Source organism: Thermanaerothrix solaris (genome assembly GCF_032334255.1).
Taxonomy (GTDB): domain Bacteria; phylum Chloroflexota; class Anaerolineae; order Anaerolineales; family Anaerolineaceae; genus Thermanaerothrix; species Thermanaerothrix solaris.
In genome coordinates this window covers 89,366-107,987 of record NZ_JAUHMF010000002.1, presented here as the reverse complement: position 1 = coordinate 107,987, position 18,622 = coordinate 89,366, and the positions used below count along the sequence as shown (strand labels likewise).

At 63.3% G+C, this 18,622-nt stretch carries 11 protein-coding genes and 2 tRNA genes; 9 read left to right on the top strand and 4 right to left on the bottom strand.

The genetic code is table 11. The features are described 5' to 3' along the window. Positions 1-228 precede the first annotated feature (228 nt). The 4 genes from QYE77_RS08730 to QYE77_RS08715 all read left to right on the top strand — a co-directional run bounded on the left by QYE77_RS08730 (position 229) and on the right by QYE77_RS08715 (position 5,930). Entirely contained in the window at positions 229-1,803 is a 1,575-nt protein-coding gene (locus tag QYE77_RS08730) for a DUF4153 domain-containing protein (protein ID WP_315625007.1), read from the top strand. Positions 1,804-1,989: 186 nt separating this feature from the next. Next, positions 1,990-2,078: transfer RNA gene (locus QYE77_RS08725), tRNA-Ser, on the top strand. A gap of 14 nt (positions 2,079-2,092) precedes the next feature. Beyond that, positions 2,093-2,187 (top strand) — tRNA-Ser (locus QYE77_RS08720). Between the two features lie 272 nt (positions 2,188-2,459). Further along, on the top strand, positions 2,460-5,930 hold the full coding sequence (locus QYE77_RS08715; protein ID WP_315625006.1) for an HD domain-containing phosphohydrolase: 3,471 nt from the start codon (positions 2,460-2,462) through the stop codon (positions 5,928-5,930). 86 nt (positions 5,931-6,016) lie between these two features. Here the strand turns inward: QYE77_RS08715 and QYE77_RS08710 are convergent, their stop codons facing one another. Then, the gene (locus tag QYE77_RS08710) at positions 6,017-7,387 is read right to left on the bottom strand and encodes a hypothetical protein (RefSeq protein ID WP_315625005.1); all 1,371 of its coding nucleotides are present in this window, start codon (positions 7,385-7,387) and stop codon (positions 6,017-6,019) included. After that, a complete protein-coding gene (locus QYE77_RS08705) occupies positions 7,362-7,943 on the bottom strand; it encodes a hypothetical protein (protein ID WP_315625004.1) in 582 nt (193 codons plus the stop codon). Before QYE77_RS08705 ends, QYE77_RS08710 begins: the two co-directional genes overlap by 26 nt. A gap of 198 nt (positions 7,944-8,141) precedes the next feature. On the opposite strand from QYE77_RS08705, the gene QYE77_RS08700 reads away from it, so the two are divergent. From QYE77_RS08700 to rnhC, 3 genes are read left to right on the top strand one after another with little or no spacing between them, the layout of a single operon-like run. Then, the gene (locus QYE77_RS08700) at positions 8,142-9,101 is read left to right on the top strand and encodes a DUF1848 domain-containing protein (RefSeq protein ID WP_315625003.1); all 960 of its coding nucleotides are present in this window, start codon (positions 8,142-8,144) and stop codon (positions 9,099-9,101) included. 17 nt (positions 9,102-9,118) lie between these two features. Continuing rightward, positions 9,119-10,015 carry a hypothetical protein gene (locus QYE77_RS08695; protein ID WP_315625002.1) on the top strand — a complete coding sequence of 299 codons (897 nt, stop codon included), beginning with the start codon at positions 9,119-9,121 and terminating at the stop codon, positions 10,013-10,015. A 24-nt stretch (positions 10,016-10,039) separates the two neighbouring features. Continuing rightward, positions 10,040-11,800, top strand: coding sequence for a ribonuclease HIII (gene rnhC, locus QYE77_RS08690; protein ID WP_315625001.1), 1,761 nt, complete (start codon positions 10,040-10,042; stop codon positions 11,798-11,800). A gap of 1 nt (position 11,801) precedes the next feature. On the opposite strand, the gene QYE77_RS08685 is transcribed toward rnhC, so the two are convergent. Next, positions 11,802-14,666: a LuxR C-terminal-related transcriptional regulator gene (locus tag QYE77_RS08685; protein ID WP_315625000.1), complete on the bottom strand. Its 2,865-nt coding sequence runs from the start codon at positions 14,664-14,666 to the stop codon at positions 11,802-11,804. A gap of 194 nt (positions 14,667-14,860) precedes the next feature. Here QYE77_RS08685 and QYE77_RS08680 point away from each other — a divergent pair, with 194 nt between their 5' ends. Then, on the top strand, positions 14,861-17,137 hold the full coding sequence (locus QYE77_RS08680) for a GAF domain-containing protein (protein WP_315624999.1): 2,277 nt from the start codon (positions 14,861-14,863) through the stop codon (positions 17,135-17,137). Continuing rightward, the gene (locus QYE77_RS08675) at positions 17,040-17,975 is read left to right on the top strand and encodes an HD-GYP domain-containing protein (protein ID WP_315624998.1); all 936 of its coding nucleotides are present in this window, start codon (positions 17,040-17,042) and stop codon (positions 17,973-17,975) included. The genes QYE77_RS08680 and QYE77_RS08675 overlap by 98 nt, the downstream gene beginning before the upstream one ends. Before the next feature lie 5 nt (positions 17,976-17,980). On the opposite strand, the gene QYE77_RS08670 is transcribed toward QYE77_RS08675, so the two are convergent. Continuing rightward, the gene (locus tag QYE77_RS08670; RefSeq protein ID WP_315624997.1) at positions 17,981-18,589 is read right to left on the bottom strand and encodes an HD-GYP domain-containing protein; all 609 of its coding nucleotides are present in this window, start codon (positions 18,587-18,589) and stop codon (positions 17,981-17,983) included. Positions 18,590-18,622: the final 33 nt, after the last annotated feature.

Sequence of the window (18,622 nt, the reverse complement as noted above, 5' to 3'; positions counted from 1 at the left end):
AGAGGTTGCGAGCAAGGCAAGCCCCAAGGAGGTGCAAGGCGGGGGTGGTGACGTTGGGGAGAGAGGTTTTGAGACCGCCGTGATAGGTTTTGAAAGGACAGGCCATCTATCCTGAGCCGTAGCCTTTGAAGCGCACTCGGCCCATCCGGATGATCCTGGGGGTAACATCGGGGCCGAGGCGGGGCCGATTGTCGCGCCCCGCAGACACCACCACACAGGAGGTTGACCATGCCGAAATCGCACACGTCATTTTGGATCACCGCATTTCTGATTGCCGCCGGGGTAGACCTCTTATTCTGGCGCAAGCCGCTTGGGGTCTCGTTTCCGCTGTGGACGTTGCTGGCCATGGGGGGTGCGCTGGTGCTGGCGCGGCGGGAAGGACAGCGCCCAGCCCGCGCCACCCTGGGGCTGGGGGTGATTATCCTGGGGTTGGCGTTCCTGCCGTTCTGGCGCGCCGAGCCGTTCACGCAGGCCGTGGGCGTCCTGCTGACCCTGATCGGGCTGATGTTCTGGGTGGCCACGCTGCGCACGGGCGACTGGTTGCACTATACCCTGTGGGATGACCTGCGCGCGCTGGCGGTGTTGGGGTTCGCGGCGATCACGCGCCCGTTCCGACGTCCGCCTGCGGAAGAGGACACGCCGCCTGCGCCCGCCGGGGCTGTTTTTTGGCGGCGGGGTGGGGCCATCTTGCGCGGGGTGGCACTGGCGCTGCCGGTGGTGGGCGTGCTGGCGCTGCTGTTAGCCTCGGCGGATCTGGTCTTTGCGGCCCGTTTGCAGGCCATGCTCGATGCCCTGCGGCTGGAGCGCCTGCCCGAAACGCTGTTCCGCCTCTTTTATGTGGGGGTGCTGACGATCCTCTTCTGCGGCACGCTGCTCCATGCTGTTCATCCGACCTGGGCGGTGTGCCCTACCGCAGCAGATCAGGGGATCATTGCGCCGTTCCTGGGGTGGGTGGAAACGGCCATTGTCCTCGGGAGCGTTAACGCACTGTTCCTGTTCTTTGTGATCCTGCAATTCCGCTACCTGTTCGGCGGGCAGGCTAATATCCACGCCGCTGGCTTCACCTATGCCGAGTATGCCCGCCGCGGCTTTGGCGAGTTGGTGGTAGTGGCGCTGATCAGCCTGGGTTTGATCCTGGTGTTGCACACCCTCAGCCGACGCGAAACCCCGCTTCACCGGAATGGGTTTATCGTCCTGAGTGGCCTGTTAGTGGTGCTGGTGCTGGTCATTTTGGCTTCGGCGTGGCAGCGGTTGAGCCTCTATGAGCAGGCCTACGGCTTCACGCGGCTGCGCACCTACGCCCACCTGTTCATCCCCTGGTTGGGGCTGGCGCTGCTGGTGATATTGGGCTTATTGCTCACCCACCAGATGCGGCGGGTGGCGGCGGCAGCATTGCTGTGGGGGCTGGGGTTTGGGCTTTTGGTCGGGCTGTGGAATGTGGATGGTTGGGTGGTGCGCCAAAACGTGCAGCGTGCGGTGAGCGGCCAGGAACTGGATGGGGATTACCTGCAAACCCTCTCTGCAGATGCCGTGCCCGAACTCATCCGTCAGGCCCAAAGGCCCGCTGTGCCCGCTGCGGCGCGCGAGGCGCTGTTGATCGGGCTGGCCTGCCGCGCGACGCAGGCGCAACCCGTGGTGACGCCCTGGCCCGCGTTCCATCTGAGCAAGGCCCGCGCGGCGCAGGACCTAACGCGTTATGCGGCACTGTGGCAGGCATATAAGGTTGAGAGCGGCGCCGAGGGCCGCTTTGTGGAGCGAAACGGCGTGCGCCTGTTTTGCCGCACGGGGGGCGGGTGGGATTGAGCAGCGAGCGACGCGCCCCGCGGTGGACGCGGGCCGGGGGAGAGGGGCAAGGACAGGCAACGAGGGGGACATCAGCGTGTCGGCGTCCCAACCGCAGGCGAAACCACCTCTAAGAAAACCCGCTCCACCAGCGCGCCCGCTTGCCGATGCGGTCAATTTATGCTAGAATCTAATACGCCAACAGCCGGAGGGATGGCCGAGTGGTTTAAGGCGCCTGTCTTGAAAACAGGTGTGGGGCTGACGCCTCACCGTGGGTTCGAATCCTACTCCCTCCGCTGGCCCTGATTGTGGGGAGGTGCCAGAGAGGTCGAATGGGGCCGCCTGCTAAGTGGTTGTCGGGGGTTAAAACCTCGACCGCGGGTTCGAATCCCGCCCTCCCCGCCATAAAATGCCCGCCATCATGGCGGGTATATTTTTTTCTAACCCGGGTAAAGGCTGAGACCGCATTCGGTTCCAAATGTTAGGCGATTGTTAGGCAGATGGGCTTGCTTATCCCTTTGCTCTGTGGGAGAATTACAAATGCAATGGTGATTGTCTGGTCAGCGCAAGCGAGCGAGGGTGGTCTTTAATGGTGTATTAGAATCACCTGGCGTTCTTGCAACGGATCGAATACCGCCACTTAGTCGCCGGGTGTAGAGAGGGGAAAGGCCCACACCATGCGTTGGTTGGGGAGTCTGCGCTTTCGATTGGTGGTTTTAGTCTTGATGGGGGCGCTGCCGCTGGTTGGGCTGGCGCTCGTTGGGATGGCTCAAAGCCGCTATGAAGCCTTGCAACAAACCAGCCAGATGGCGCTCAACCTGGCGCAGTTGGCCGCTACGTCCCAAGAAGCCATCATCAATCAGGGGCGCGAGACCCTGATGCTGATAGCCCGGATGGAGGCGGTGCAGAACCTGGATCATCCCGCCTGTAGTACGCTGTTGCGTGAACTCTATTATGCCCATCCTTACTACACCCTGGTGGGAGTCACCGATAGCGAGGGTCGTCTGGTGTGTTCCTCCATCCCATATGGACAGGCGGTGAGTTTCAGTGACCGGGATTGGTTTCAGGCCGCATGGCGAAGCGGTGGGTTCACCGTTGGCACCTTTGTGATCGGGCGTATCACCGGTTTACCGACCCTGCCCCTGGCTTACCCCCTGAGAACGACCGAGCGGGGCACCATCGGGGTGGTTTTTGTGGGCCTCAATACCCGCTACCTCAGCAACCTGCTGGCCACCCTGGATTTACCCCCCGGCAGTACGGTAACCCTGCTGGATCGTCACGGCACCGTCGTGGCGCGTTATCCTCAGGACGTGGTCATGTTTGGTCGTTCGCTGGCGGATCGTCCGCTGGTGCAGCAGGTGATGGCCCAGCCCCGCCCCGGCGTGGGCGAGGCTGAGGGTTTAGATGAGGTTAAGCGCCTCTACGGTTACACCCCGCTCATGCATTCACAAGAGATTTGGGGTTATCTCTACGTCGGCATTCCCACCACCGTGGCGTATGCCGCGGTCAACCGCACCCTGGGTACCCTGATCTGGCTGATGGGGGGCGCCACAGTGTTGACGATGATCCTGGCCTGGGTGTGGGGGGAGTGGCTGGTTACGCGGCGGGTGCACCAGATTCTGGCTGCGGTGCGCCGCCTGATCGGCGGCGATCTGACTTCACGCACCGGCCTGAAAACCAGCACCGATGAGGTGGATCAGATCGGGCGCGCCTTTGACGCCCTGGCCGATGCCCTGGAACAGCGCGAGGCCCTGCGCCAGCAGGCCGAGGCCGCCCTGCGCGAAAGCGAGGCGCGCTTCCGCCGCCTGGCTGAAAACGCCCCCGATATCATCTACCGCTACCGCTTCTGGCCCGAGCCGGGGTTTGAGTACGTCAGCCCGGCCGCCACGACCATTATCGGCTACACCCCTGAAGAGCATTACCGCGATCCCGATTTGGTGGCGCGGTTGATCCATCCCGAGGATCGGTCGCTCCTGGAAAAAATTGCCCGTGGCGAGATTGTCCCCGGCGCACCACTGGAACTACGCTGGATTCATAAGGACGGGCATATCGTGTGGGTTGAGCAGCGCAACGTCCCGGTCTTTGATGCCGAAGGCCGCCTGATTGCCATTGAGGGCATCGCACGGGATATAACGGCGCGCAAAGCGGCGGAAGAAGCTCTGCGCGAGGCACACCGAGCGCTGGAACGCGCGCAAGCCATCGCGCACCTGGGCTCGTGGGCTTTTGATTTGGCCACCAATCGCCTGACCTGGTCCGGCGAGATGTATCGTATTCTAGACCTGGACCCTCGCCACGAACCCTCTTACCTGACCTTCATGGAACGGGTGCACCCCGAAGACTGCGAGCGGGTTGAGCAGGCCTGGCAAGCCGGGCTGGCCGGTCAGCCTTCCACCCTGGAATTTCGTCTCATCCTGGGAGACCGCATTAAATGGGTAGAGGAGCGGATTGAGATCGAACGCGACGATGACGGCGTGCCCCTGCGCCTGGTGGGCTATACCCAGGACATTACGGCCCGCAAAGCGGCGGAACGTCGGATTCAAACTCAGTTGGAGATCCTGCGCGCGCTTTATGAGGGCGCACAACGCCTGGCGAGCAGTCCCAACCTGGAAGATGTCGCTACCGCCGCGGCGCAGGCCTGTGTTGAGATTTTCGGCTTGCAGGTGGCGTGGGTCGGCCTGGCCGAGACCGACGGGCGGGTGCGCCTGCTCAGCCAGTATCCCCCCGACCACCCTTACCCCCGCAGCATCCGCGTGCGCTGGGATGAGACCCCGGAAGGCATGGGGCCGGTGGGGCGCGCCATTCGCAGCGGCCAGCCTCAAATCACGCCAGATCACGCCACCGACTCCCGCTTTGTGCCCTGGCGCGAAATTGCCCTCAGCCTGGGGCTGCGCAGTAACGCCGCCCTGCCGCTGATCAACCGCGGGCGGGTGCTGGGCGCGCTGGCACTCTACAGCGACCGGGCCGACTTCTTTGATGACGAGCACCTAGCCACCCTGCAGACCTTTGCCCACCAGGCCGCGGCTGCGCTGGAAAACGCCCATCTCTATGAAGAAGCCCAACGGCGCCTGGAACGGGTGCAGGCGCTGCGGCGGATTGATATGGCCATCACCTCCAGCCTGGATTTGCGCCTGACGCTGGAAGTAGCCCTGGATGAGATTATGGAGCAGTTGCAGGTGGATGCGGCATGCGTGCTGTTGCACGACCCGCGCACCAGCACCCTGGATTACTTCCTGGGGCGCGGTTTCCGCACCCCCGCCTTGCAGTACACGCATCTGATGTGGGGGAAGGGACTGGCGGGGCGGGCTGCTGCCGAACGGCGGCTGATCCACGTCCCCGACCTCAAGGCCCGGGATGACGTCTTTCCTAATTCACCCGATTTCGCCGCCGAGGGGTTTGTGGTTTACTACGCCGTTCCGCTGGTCGCCGAAGGGCAGGTGAAGGGGGTGTTGGAACTCTTCCAACGCCAAGCGATTGAGCGGGATGACGAGTGGCGCGAGTTCTTGGATGTGCTGGCCGGGCAGTTGGGCATTGCCATTCACAATGCCACCCTGCTGGCCAACCTGCAGCAGACCACCCAGGCGCTCTTGCGCGCCTACGATGCCACCATTGAGGGCTGGTCGTATGCCCTCGACCTGCGGGATAAGGAGACCGAAGGGCACACCCAGCGGGTGACCGAACTCGCCCTGCGCCTGGCGCGCGCGCTCGGCCTCAGTGGTGAGGCCCTGGTGCACCTCCGCCGCGGCGCCCTGCTCCACGACATCGGCAAGATGGGCGTGCCCGATAGCATCCTGCACAAGCCCGGGCCGCTCACGGACGAGGAATGGGTGCTGATGCGCCGGCACCCGGTGTTTGCCTATGAGATGCTCTCGCGGATCGAGTACTTACGCCCGGCGCTGGATATCCCGTACTGCCACCACGAGAAATGGGATGGGACGGGCTACCCGCGGGGGCTGAAGGGGGAAGAGATTCCGCTGGCGGCGCGCATCTTTGCCGTGGTGGACGTGTGGGATGCGCTGACCAGCGACCGGCCCTACCGTCCGGCGTGGACACGGGAGCAGGCCATGGCCTACCTGCGCGAGCAGGCGGGGAAGCATTTTGATCCCCACATTGTCGAGGTCTTCCTGCGCGAGGTGCTGGGAGAGGGATGAACGACGGTGCCCCCATGAGGTGCACTATCTGGTGATAGGGGGAGACGTCATTGCCCGGCGCGGTTACCTGCGGTTATATCAAATCCTCATTTCTCTTCTATTTCCCCTAACATAAAATACCCCGCCACGAACGCCGCAGCATTCACCCCCAGGAGGGTGCGGCTGATAGAGGTGCGCAAATGCCAGTTCAGATCATGCGGGGTGGCCAGGTAAATAGCCAATAATCCCAGTAGATAAAGTCCAGCCGTCAGTAAGGCCACGTGTACCGTCGAGGGTAACGCACGCCGTTGTAGAATCAGCACAGTCACACTAAATAAGAGAACCAGGATACCCCCTTGCAGGTAGGGATAAGCCATACGCAGGATGGTCTCTAATGACCCATCGCCCAGGCGGGTCAGCAGTCGCGCTAAACTCCCTGCACTGCCGAGTTGCAAATCATTGTTTAACCCCCACAGCGCCTTTTTTACGTTCCACAACCCCATTGGCAATGCTATCAGCCCGCAATAGAACCAGGTCACTTTTGGCGTGAGAGCCTCTAGCCAATGTCCTACCCGGCCGAATTTTCTTCCCTGCCAAGCCGCGATTCCCCAGGCGATCAAGGAGACCAGGGAGGCAAGGTAGCCCTCATTCTTAATGTTGGGAAGGAAAGCCAAGGTGGTAAACCCGAGGAAAAAATCGAGGTCATCTTCGGAGCGCAGCGCTCGCCCAATAAAAAGCAACCCCAGCGCCAGGTAAAGTGCCAGGTGGGCGTCCATATAACCGTTCCAGAGCCACCCTCCCAGGCTGAACGGCAAGGCCGTCAACAGGAAGAGAAACGCGATTCGTTGACGCGCCAGGGCAAACAACCCCAGGAAGGCCGGCCCCAGCGCCGCCTTGGGCAGGTACTCGTTCCAGAAGCCGCGCAGGGTGGTCAGTTGTGCCGCCAGGGCCGGGATCAGGTTGGGGTAATCGGGGTGCGAAAAGACCAAGGCAGGGTGCTGCAGCCCGGTTTCCGGCCCCAACGCCCCGGCCACGTAGATCATGCGAGCATGGAAAAACCAAATTGACCGCGCATCCCAGGCCTGCAGGGGCTGGGTCAGGATGGGCACGACATACAATAACAGCATCAACCCTGTTCCAAGCCAGGTCAGGCTCGATCCCGGCGCCAGATTGCCCGCCTGCACCGCACGGTGGAGCGTGAATCCCAGGTGCGCCAACCCCATCACGGCTAGGGCGGTACCTATGCCCAGGGCCAGGCGCAGGTCAGATACAATAAGCACCAGGCTGTAGTTCACCAGTAAGCCGCAGAGCCAGGCCAACGCCAGCAGGGGCAAGAGGGCAATGCAACCATCCCGGCGCACCAGGCGCCGCCACAAGGGTGCCAGGCCCACCCAACCCAAGCCTATCAGTGCCAGCGCCCAGCCGGCCAGATAAAGCATGGTTAGGATGAGATCAAGGGCAATGTGCCAACGCGACATGTTCCCTCTGAGCCATTAGGGTGCACCCGGCGGGTAGGGCCTCGCTTTGGTGCAGGTACAGCCAGTATGGTGAGGTGTTTTCCAGGCGCCGCGGCCAGGTGATCTCGATAATGCGCTGTTGAAAGAGTGCGTTGTCCATCAGTGCGGGGGAGAGACGATAGGTGGTCGCATCCGCTTCGGTCAACAATTCGGCGGCCTGGCGGGCTTCTTGAGGCACGGCGTCTAACCCGCTTCCGGGTGTATTGATGACAATGACCAGATCTTTAATATCCATGGCCAGATTGAGCGTGCTATCACGTAAGGCTGCCCAGGTATCCACCACCCCGGTGGTCAGCAAGATGACCGCGGCCAATGACGCCATCAGTAAAGGCTTCCGGTGCCGATGCAAGAGCACCAGCGCCAGGGCTAATCCCACAAAGAACACCCCTATCACCTTGGGACCAAAGCGAAAATGGACTACCAGCCAGGCGCCCCAAAGGCCGCCAAGGAGCAGGTAAGGTGTCCAATGCCGAAAGCAGGGCTTTAATCTTAATTCACGGGGTAACCAAGAAGCCATGAGGATCGTCCTTTTCGCCTAGGAACACCCCCAGAGATTTGATCGCGCCCCATTATACTACATCTAGCGAGACCCTAGGGGCTGTAAGAGGTATAATATCTTAAGGTTTGCCTGCAGTTAGATGACGCCGGTAGGCAACGCCATCCACAATCTCTTAGCGTGTTAGGGGGTGTCCTCTTAGCCCCGCCGGAGGTTGCCGTGATCATCAGCGCTAGCCGCCGCACCGATATCCCGGCATTCTACACGCCCTGGTTCATAAATCGCGTGCGCGCCGGGTATTGCACCGTCCCCAATCCCTTCAACCGCCGCCAGGTGAGCTACGTCTCACTGCGGCCCGCGGAGGTGGATGTCATCGTCTTCTGGACGCGCAATCCTGCCCCGCTCATCCCTTATCTAGATGAACTGGATGAACGGGGTTTGCGCTATTACTTTCAATACACGGTGCTGGATAACCCGCGCGCCCTCGATCCCAAGTCGCCACCGTTGCCGGCAGCCTTGAACACCTTCCGCCGCCTGGCTGAAAAAATTGGGCCGCAGAAGGTGATCTGGCGCTACGACCCCATCGTCTTCACCCCTCACACCGATGCGGCGTTCCACCGCGACGCCTTTGCCCGCATTGCCGCGGCACTGCACGGGTATACCCGCCGCGTGGTGATCAGCATCCTGGATCGTTACCCGAAAGCCGCCAAGCGCCTGGCCGCGCTCGAGCCCCACGGCTACCCACTCGATGAAGAGGTCATCCAGACCCCTGCTTTCGAGCACCTGGTGCGCGATTTGGTCGCCCTCGCCGCTCAGCACGAGATGGAGATCGTCAGTTGTGCTGAAGATATCGACCTGAGGCCCTACGGCGTGCGCCCGGGCAAGTGCGTGGATGATGACTACATCCGCCGCGTGTTCGGGATTGAGGTAACCCACACGAAGGATCCCCACCAGCGCAAGGCGTGCGGCTGTGTGGTCAGCAAGGATATCGGGGCCTATGACACCTGTCTTTTCGGTTGTCAGTACTGCTACGCCACCCGCAGTTTCGACCGCGCGCGCCAACAGCACGCCATGCACAACCCCGAATCGCCCTCGCTGATCGGGTGGTATGAGGCGCCGCCACCGACCAAGGATGAGACGCCCACGCCCGACGCACAACAGTTGGGGCTTGGTTTTTAATCGGCGGGAAGATGAGCATGATCTGGCATGACCCCTACACCCCCCTGCTGGCCGAATTGCGCCTGCGCAACGACGTCGAGGACGAGGAAACCTTTGCGGATTCCCTGCAGCGCTTACAACCGTACGTCACCCGCCTGCGCGAGAGTTACGCCGCTTCGCCCTCGCGGGTGGATTTTTCGTGCGAGCACACCCGCGCCGCCTACATGCTGGTCTATTATCCGCACTACATCGAACCGCTTTATCATATCCTGTGCGCCCTGCCTCAAGATGTGACTCAGATTTGCTTCAGTGGTGAGAAGATGCGCGCCGCCTTCCTGGGGGCCGGCCCGGCGCCTGAGGTCTTGGGCTGGGTGGCCTTTCTGAACCGGCACGTGCCACAGGCCAGGGTGGCGCTGGCGTACCTCCTGGATTGGCACGTGCACGCCTGGCGCATCGGGCAGGAAATCACGGCCTACACCCTGGCGCCGTGCTACTGGCCGCGCGGGAAGACCCTGCTCCAACCGTTTGAATTCGACTTGCTGAACCCCACGGCGCTGGAGCAACCGCGGCTCCAGCAGGCCATTCGACGTTCCTCGCTCATTGTGATGCAGAACTGCCTTAACGACCTGCTCCATGCCCGAGAGGCCGTCTTGGAGACCTTCCTGCGCATCCTGGACTTGGCGACATCGCCCACTCTGGTCGTGGTGTGTGATCTCTACTTTCCGGGCGTGCACGATCTCATGGCTGAGATGCTTGACGCTATGGAACGGCGCCATTGGGGAGAGGTCGTCCTGCCATTGCAGTATCGTGAGGTGACTTCGGGCATCCTTCTGCCGGAGGTCATCACCCGTTATCTGCTCACCGGCGATGGAGCCCAACGCCTTTTCCCGCGCAAACATACCCGTTTTTATGCCCTGGCCGTCTGGCATGTTTAACCCTTTGAACAGTGAGCATGACGGATGAGCGAACGCCTAAATGTCCACCTCTCTGCTCTGGAAGAGCTGTTGCGCGAGAGCGGCCTGCAGATTGTAGAACGGAAAGCCATTCCCTTCGGCGTGCAAATCGTGCTCACCGATGGTCTGAGTAAAGTGCCGCTTAATATCTTTACGAGTGGACGCATCTCCGTCCAGGGTAAACCCTCGGATTTGCAGGCCAAACTTGATGCCTGGGCTAAACAGCAGGAAGCCACCTTTCGCGGCCAGGCGCCCGAGGAGGAGCGCAGGTCGCAGGTCAACATCCTGGTGGTGGCGCCGTCACGTTTTTATCAGGTGCGCAACCTGCTGGCGGCCCTGCCCGGCGCGCGCTTCGTCCCGCCGCGCGGCTCGGCCCTGTTCCGCGCCGAGATCGAACGGGAGCATCAGGACGTGGCGGTGATGCTGTACCCCTCGGGTTCGCTGGTGATCCAGGGGCTGGCTTCGCGCTTGCTCGATGAGATCACCCAAACCCTGAGCGCGTACGTGGTCAAGCCGTTGGATTGGGCGCTGGTGGAAGGCGCACCGCCGGCGGAGGATGAGCGCTACGCCGTCCTGGAAGACGGTGAGGCCTCGCCCGCCCTGGCGTGGCTGCAGATGCACTGCGACCCGCAGGTGCTGTGGTTCGCCCGCCCGTCCCTTTTCTACACCCTGGTCGCGGCGGCGCAACTGCGCGAAGCCTGGCTGAGAGAAAATTTTCACCTGGCCGAGGCGCGGGTGCTGGTCTTGCCTTTTGCGCGGGCACTGGGCGGCTTTGTGACCCAGTTGGCCCTGCACCTGGGTTGGGTGGAGGGTGGCGCGTTTACAGCGTCCCCAACCCTCGATGTCTTACGCGGCTGGTGGGAACGCCTCGCCTCTGCCGCCCCTGACCCGCCGGTGCAGGACGCGCTGGCGGTGGCATGGGAAGCCCTGTGCGATGCCCTGCGCCCCGAGGTTGTCCTTCAGCCCACGCCGCCGCTCCGCCCTGAAGACGCCGAAGCGCAGATTTCCGCCGTGTTGAAGACCATCACGCACTTCTACCGCACCTGGGTAGCGCCCCAAAATACGCCCGCTGCGTCTTCCTCAGCCCCGGCGGAGGACGCCAACGACCACGCCGAAGCCTGGATCGGCACGGACGAGGCCGGCAAGGGGGATGTCTTCGGCCCGCTGGTGGTGGCGGGGGTGGCCGTTACCACCGAAACCCTGCCTCAACTGCAGGCGCTGGGGGTGCGCGACAGCAAAACCCTGGATGACGCCAGCATCCTGCGCCTGGCGGAGGCGATCAGGACACTATGCCCGCACGAGGTGCTGGTATTGGAGCCGCAGACTTATAACGCGCTCTATCCCCAGCACGGCAGTAACCTGAACCGCCTGCTGGCCTGGGCTCACGCCCAGGTCATCGTCCGCCTGGCACGGCAAACCGGGATCAACCATGCCCTGAGCGATCAATTCAGCGCGGCGCACGAACTGGAAGCCGCTGTGGCACAGGAAGCCCCCGCGGTGCACCTGCAGCAGTATCCGCAAGCCGAGCGTGATCCGGCTGTAGCGGCGGCGTCCATCCTGGCCCGGGCGGCTTTCCTGGAAGGTCTGCACGCCCTGCAACAGCGCTTTGAGGGCGTTTCCATCCCACTCGGGGCGACCGATCCGCGGGTGCGCCAGGCCGTGCGCAATATCTACGAACGGTGGGGTATGGATGGACTACGCGCCGCGGTTAAGTGCCACTTCCGCACCGTGACCGAGGCGCTGGGGGATGCGCCCCTGCACTGTTAGATCAATCCAGCAACCCCAGATCCCGCGCGCGGGCGACAGCCTGGGTGCGCGTGCGCACGCCCAGTTTCAAGAAGATGTTGTTGAGGTGCCGTTTAACCGTGTTGAGCGCCAGGCACAGGGCCAGGGCAATTTCGCCGTTGGAGTAACCCTGGGCTACCAGGCGCAGGATCTCACGTTCGCGCGGGGTAAGGATTTCAACGGGGCCGAGTTCGGTAGCGGCGGAAGGATGGGTTTGAAGCGAGGCGAGAGGGGATTTGAGTGGGTTGCTATTGGTGGCTTCGGCCGGGGTGGCGTGGGGGGTGAAGGAGGCCATTAGGTGCTGAATGAAGGCCGGGCTGGGGAGCGCCTGGTCTGCGGGCCGGCGACGCAGGGTGGCTAAGACCTGACCTAATAAGGGCAGCAGAGGTGGTCCTTCATCCAAGAAGGGGCGGCGGAATCCCTCCGGTTCGGCCAGGGCCAGCGCGCAGCGCAAGGCGGTGAGGGCGGCCTTGTGTTCACCGCGGTGATCGAGCGCCAGGGCACGTAGCAGATGGGCTTCGATTTGAGCCTCGACGAAATCGGCCTGCTCCAGGCGCGGCAGCAGGGCTTCCAGCAAGCGGATGGCTTGGTCAATCAAGGCGGATTCCCTCTGCGCCTGGCCCAGCGCGATTAACAGGCGCGCCAACGTGAGGCGGATGTAACTATCCAGCAGAGGGGGTTCGGCAACCGCCGCCGGGTTGAACCCATCCCCGGCCAGCCAGCCCTCGCGTTGGGCCCATTCCCAGGCCGGCAGCCATTCTCCGCGCAGCAAACTCAGGCGCAGGCGATAGAGGTGGACGATGCGGTCATCCAGCTCGCTCTGCGTCAGGTGAACCATGGCGTGCGCCTGCTCCAGTGCATCTTGCGCCCCTTCCAGATCGCCCAGGCTCTGACGCAGGTGCGCCAGGTGCAGGTAGCCCTCGAGGGCAATCGAGGTGGGCAGCCAGGGTTGGACCAGGGCTAACCCCCGCGCCAGGTAGGTTTGGGCGGCGGTTAACGCGTTACGCTTGAGCAAGATCTCGCCGATTTCGATGTGCAAGTCACCGCGAAAGCCCAGCGGGTCATGCGCCAGGTTGGCGGTGAGCGCCAGGGCCCGCTCGAACGTTTCCAGCGCCTGGCTCAACCGCCCCCGCGCGGCCTGCACCTCCCCCAGGTGGCAATGTGCCATCATCAGCAGCATCCAGTTGCCGCTCGCCTGAGCCAGGGCAATGGCGTCGTTGAAAGCAGCCTCGGCCTGGGGAAAAGCGGCATTCAGGGCGTGCTGCAGAGCCTGATTGAAGGCGACGTAACTGCGCGAGAAGGCATCTTCGGGGGGCAAGACGTCCAGGGCGCGGCGGGCTAACGCAAGGGCGCGTTCTCCGTCTCCCCGCAATGCCGCGATCATAGACTGCACCGCCCAGACCGGCCCCAGGGAGTCCGGAGTGAAGGCAGGGTGGGCGCGAAGATGGCGTTCGGCGCGGCTGGCCCAGGCTGCGGCGCTCTCCAGATCCAGTGCCAGGGCCAGGCAGGTGGCGTAGAGCAATGCCAGGCGCGCCTCGTTGGCCAGGGCATCCTCGGGGAGGCCGCGCAAGGTCTGCAACAGGAAGGGCAGGTGTCCGCTTTTGAGCAGCCGTTCGCCGTGGCGGGCCAGCAGGTCGGCCACCAGGGTCAGGTCGTCACCGGCCAGCGCGTGCTGGATGGCGGCCTGCGGGTCGCCGTGGTCGTCCAGCCAGGCCGCCGCCCGGCGGTGGAGCGCAGCGCGGGTGGCCGCGGGGTAGAGGTCTCGCAAGCGGCGGCGCAGGGCTTCGGCAAAGAGGGGGTGGTAGCGGTAACAACGCCCCTCGGCATCCAGGGGTTGGAGGAAGAGGTTGGCATGCTCCAGGTGGTGTAGCAGGGCCTGAGCCTCGCTCTCGGTCATGGGTTGGGGACTCACGGCGGCGCACAAGGGGGCGGTCAGGGTGTCCAGGATGGCGGTGTGCAGCAAGAAGGCCTGGATTTCCGCCGGCTGGTTCGCCAGCACCTCTTCCAGCAGGTAGTCCACCACATAATCCTCACCGCCGGGCAAGGGCGGGGTCGCGGCTGCAGGAGTGCGGCGGCCCAACGCCAATAACTGCAAACCGGCGATCCAGCCCTCACTGCGCTGATACCAGGGGTCGGCTTCGGCTTCGCTCAGGTGCAACCCCATCACCTGGGTGAGAAAGGCGTGGGTCTCGTGGCGGTCCAAGCGCAGCTCTGCCGCGCGCAGTTCGGTCAGGCGGCCGCGCCCGCGCCAACGGGCTAAAGGGAAGGGGGGATCGTGGCGAGTTGCAATCAGCACGTGCAGGTGCGATGGCAGGTCTTCGATCCAGTCCGCCATGGCGCGGTGGAGCGCCGGGTGGGTCACGAGGTGATAATCGTCCAACACCACTGCCAGGGGGGTGGTGAGGGTTTCAAGGGCGTTGGTCAGGGCGATGAAGGCATTCTCGAAGGCGGCCTCCGGGCTGGGGTAAGCCCACAACTCGGGGGTTGGCGGAAGGTCGGTCAGCCCCGTCTGGCGCAGAGCTTCCACCAGGTAGCGCAGAAAGAGTTGTGGATCGTTATCATCGGCATCCAGGGTGAGCCAGGCCAGGGCATGTGGCCAGGTGCTGGCCCATTCGGCCAGCAGGGTCGTCTTGCCAAAACCCGGTGGGGCGGAGAGCAGCACCACCCCTTTTTGCAAGCCGGTGTGAATCTGCGCGACCAGGTGCGGGCGGGGCAGGCGCGCATGGCGCAGGTGGGGCGGGCGCAGTTTGGCGCGGCGCAGAGGGATGACCACGGCGGAGGGCGGGGTTGCAGCGTCGCCGCCCGCGGCAGGAATCAAATGAACGCCACCCGAAAAACGATAGCGCATGATCTCTCCTTACCCGCACCGTTCAGAGCGGGTTTGCCCATTCAATAGTATAGCACCGCGCGAGCGGCAACGGACGATTCTTGTCCGCCGCCGCAAGATATGGCATACTTATACTTACTTACTCATCGTATTCGCCGGACCGGTCTGAAGCGGGTCGCCAATTTTTCTCCCCTCTACTCAAAAATACCCCCAGCATGAAGAATTCCTCCTGGCCAAAACGTCATTTCCTCAGTTTGCGCTATCAACTGCTGGCGCTGGTGCTGCTGGTTATCCTGCCTTTGGCGCTGCTGGCGTTTGTCAATGCCTGGGAACAGCGGGAGAATGCGCTAATGCAGGCGCGCCAGACCGCGATCAACCTGGCCCGCCTGGGTAGCGCAAGTCAACTGCGCGTGGTCGCTACTGCCCGTGACCTGCTGCGCACCCTGGCGGCGGTGGAAGTGCTGCGTGCCGATCCAGCGGCTTGCAACGCGCTACTGCAACGCCTCTTTGCTAACCGGCACGAGTACTCCATCGTTGGGGTGACCGACGTCCAGGGCAACCTGCGCTGTGCCTCCCTCTCCCCCAGCGGGCTGGTCAATTACGCCGACCGCGATTGGTTCCAAAAGGTGCTTCAAACGCGCAGCGCTGCCGTTGGGCGTTTTGTCATCGGACGGATCAGCGGACGCCCGGTGTTGCCTCTGGCCTATCCCCTACTCACCGCTCAGAACGAGGTGGAGGGCGTGCTCTTCCTGGGGATTGACCTGGAACCGGTCAGCCAGGTATTCGCCGCTCTTGACCTGCCGCCCAACTCCACCGTAACGCTGATTGACCCCGCGGGTACCGTGCTGGCCCGCTACCCCCTGGAAAGCACGGCCTGGCTGGGCAAAAACGTAGCCGACCAGCCCTTGATTCAAACCGTGTTGGCCTCAGGCGGTAGCGGTCACACCGAAGATGCTGGCCTGGATGGCTTGCGGCGCATCTACGGCTTCACCCCACTGACCCTGGATGACCAACCCTGGGGTTATTTGCTGGTGGGGTTGAAAGAGGAAGAAGCCTACCGGCCAGTGGTGCAGATATTCCAGACCAACTTGCTGCGGGGCGGGTTGTTGATGCTGCTGGCGCTGGTGGGAACCTGGTTGTTCAGCGAACGCCTGGTGTTGCGGCGCGTGGCGCACCTAGTGACGGCTGTGCGCCAGCTGGCCGCGGGGGATTTCACCGCCCGCGTCGACCTGCCCGCCGGCGGTGATGAGATCGGCTACCTGGCCCGCGTCTTCAATGAGATGACCATGGCCCTGGTCGAGCGGGAACGCGCGCGTCAGGAGACCCTGGCGGCGCTGCAAGAACGTGAAGCCACCCTGCGCCGCGCTCAGGCGGTGGCCCATGTGGGATCATGGGTGTACGAGGTGGCTTCACGTCGCCTGGAATGGTCGGAAGAGACCTACCGCATCTTCGGACTGCCCCCGCAGGCCGCGGTGGACGAAACCACTTTCTTTAACCTCGTCCACCCCGAAGACCGCGCCCGTGCCGAAACCGCCTGGCGGAACGCCTTGGCTGGCGCGCCGTATGCCCTGGAGTTGCGCATTCGGGTGGGGGATGAGGTGCGCTGGATTTACGAACGTGCCGAGGTGGAGCGCGATGCCCACGGCCAACCCCTGCGGGTGCTGGGTGTCACCCAGGACATCACCGCGCTGAAACAGGCCCAGTTACAGGTGGAGCAGCAGATGAAAAACCTGTCTGCCCTCTACGCCGGGGCACGCCAACTGGCGCTCAGCCTGGATCTGGACGAGGTGGCTCAAAGCGTGGTGCGGGCTGCGGTGGAGGTCTTTGGCGCCCGCCTGGCCTGGGTCGGGTTGGCGGAACTGGATGGCCGCGTGCGCGTGGTGGCATGGTATCCTTCGGATTCTCCTTACATTGCCACCCTGGAGGTGCGCTGGGATGAAACCCCGGCCGGGATGGGCCCGACCGGGCGCGCCATCCGCAGCGGCCAGCCTTACGTGGTGGAGGATATCGCGACCGCCCCTGAAATGAGCATCTGGCGGGAGGCGGCGCGGGTACGCGGGTTCGTCACCAGCGCTGCCTTTCCGCTGGCCACGCGGGGTCATTTCGTCGGCGCGCTGAACGTTTACAGCGAGCAGCCCGGCTTCTTCAACCCCGAACGCCGCAACCTCTTCCAGGCCTTCGCGCACCAGGCGGCTGCGGCATTAGAAAATGCCCGCCTGTTCGCGGAGACTAACCGCCGCCTGGCGCGGATTCAAGTCCTGCGGCGGATAGACCTGGCCATCACCAGCAGCCTCGATCCGCGGGTGACCTTTAACGTAGCTCTGGATGAGATCACCACCCAACTGGGCGTGGATGCCGCCTGTATCCTGCTCTTAGATCCCCACACCCGCATGCATGCTGGATTTTGCCGCTGGGCGCGGTTTCCGCACCCCGGCTTTGCGCCAGACCCATCTGGCCTGGGGACAGGGCTATGCCGGGCGCGCCGCCGCTGAACGGCGTATCCTACGCATTGATAACCTGAACGCGCACAAGACCGATTTCCTGCGCTCGCCTCACTTTGCTGCCGAGGGTTTTATCACTTACTTCGCCGTGCCGCTGATCGCCGAGGGACAGGTGAAGGGGGTGTTGGAACTGTTCCACCGCGCTCCGCTGGAGGTGGACGTCGAATGGCAGGAATTTCTGGAGATCCTGGCCGGTCAACTGGCCCTGGCGGTGGAAAACATCCGCCTCTTCCGCGATTTGCAAGAGAGTAATCAGGCTCTGCTCCAGGCCTACGATGCCACCATTGAGGGCTGGTCGTATGCCCTTGACCTGCGGGATAAGGAAACCGAGGGGCACACCCAGCGGGTGACCGAGCTTGCCCTGCGTCTGGCGCGCGCGCTGGGCCTCGGCGGCGAGGCCCTGGTGCACCTCCGCCGTGGCGCCCTGCTCCATGACATTGGCAAGATGGGCGTGCCTGATCGCATCCTACACAAGCCCGGGCCGCTCACGGAGGAGGAATGGGCGCTGATGCGCCAACACCCGGTGTTGGCCTACGAGATGCTGTCGCGGGTCGAGTACTTACGGCCGGCGCTGGATATTCCGTACTGCCACCACGAGAAATGGGATGGGACGGGGTATCCGCGCGGGTTGAAGGGGGAGGAGATTCCGCTGGCGGCGCGCATCTTTGCCGTGGTGGACGTGTGGGATGCGCTGACCAGCGACCGGCCCTACCGCGGGGCGTGGACACGGGAGCAGGCCATTGCCTACCTGCGCGAGCAGGCGGGGAAGCATTTTGATCCCCACATCGTCGAGATCTTCCTGCGCGAGGTGCTGGGAGAGACAGCGTAGCCCGGTCAATCCGCCGGTTGCGGAACCGAGGCAGCCGCCAAATCGCGTCCGTTGCGGCGCAGTACCTCCCAGAAGGCATCCACCACCTGCGGGTCAAACTGTCGCCCGCGGTTAGTCAGAATATACGACCAGGTCGCCTCTTCACTCCACGCCGCGCGATAAGGGCGATTGGAACGCAGGGCGTTCCAGACATCCACAATGGCAAAGATGCGCGCGGTCAGAGGGATGGCTTCGCCGGCCAGGCCGAAGGGATAGCCGCTGCCATCCCACTTTTCGTGGTGGTAAAGGGCGACCTCCAGGGCCGGGTGCAGTTCGGGCAGGGGAGCGAAGAAATCGTAGGCATAGAGCGGATGACGGCGCATGATGCGCCATTCCTCGGCGGTGAGCGGGCCAGGTTTGTAGAGAATGCTGCGGGGAATGGCTAACTTACCGATGTCGTGGAGCAAGGCACCACGGCGCAGGTGGCGCAAGGACTCCCCACGCAGGCCCAATTTTCGCCCCAGCCAGGTGGCCAGCTGGCTGGCAACCTGGCTATGCCAGGAGGTTTCCTGAATCTCCTGCTCCATCAGGCGAACCCAATAGTTGACCCATTGATCGAGGCGACGCGCGTTCATGCACAGTCCAGGGCGAGAAAAATCTACCCCTGG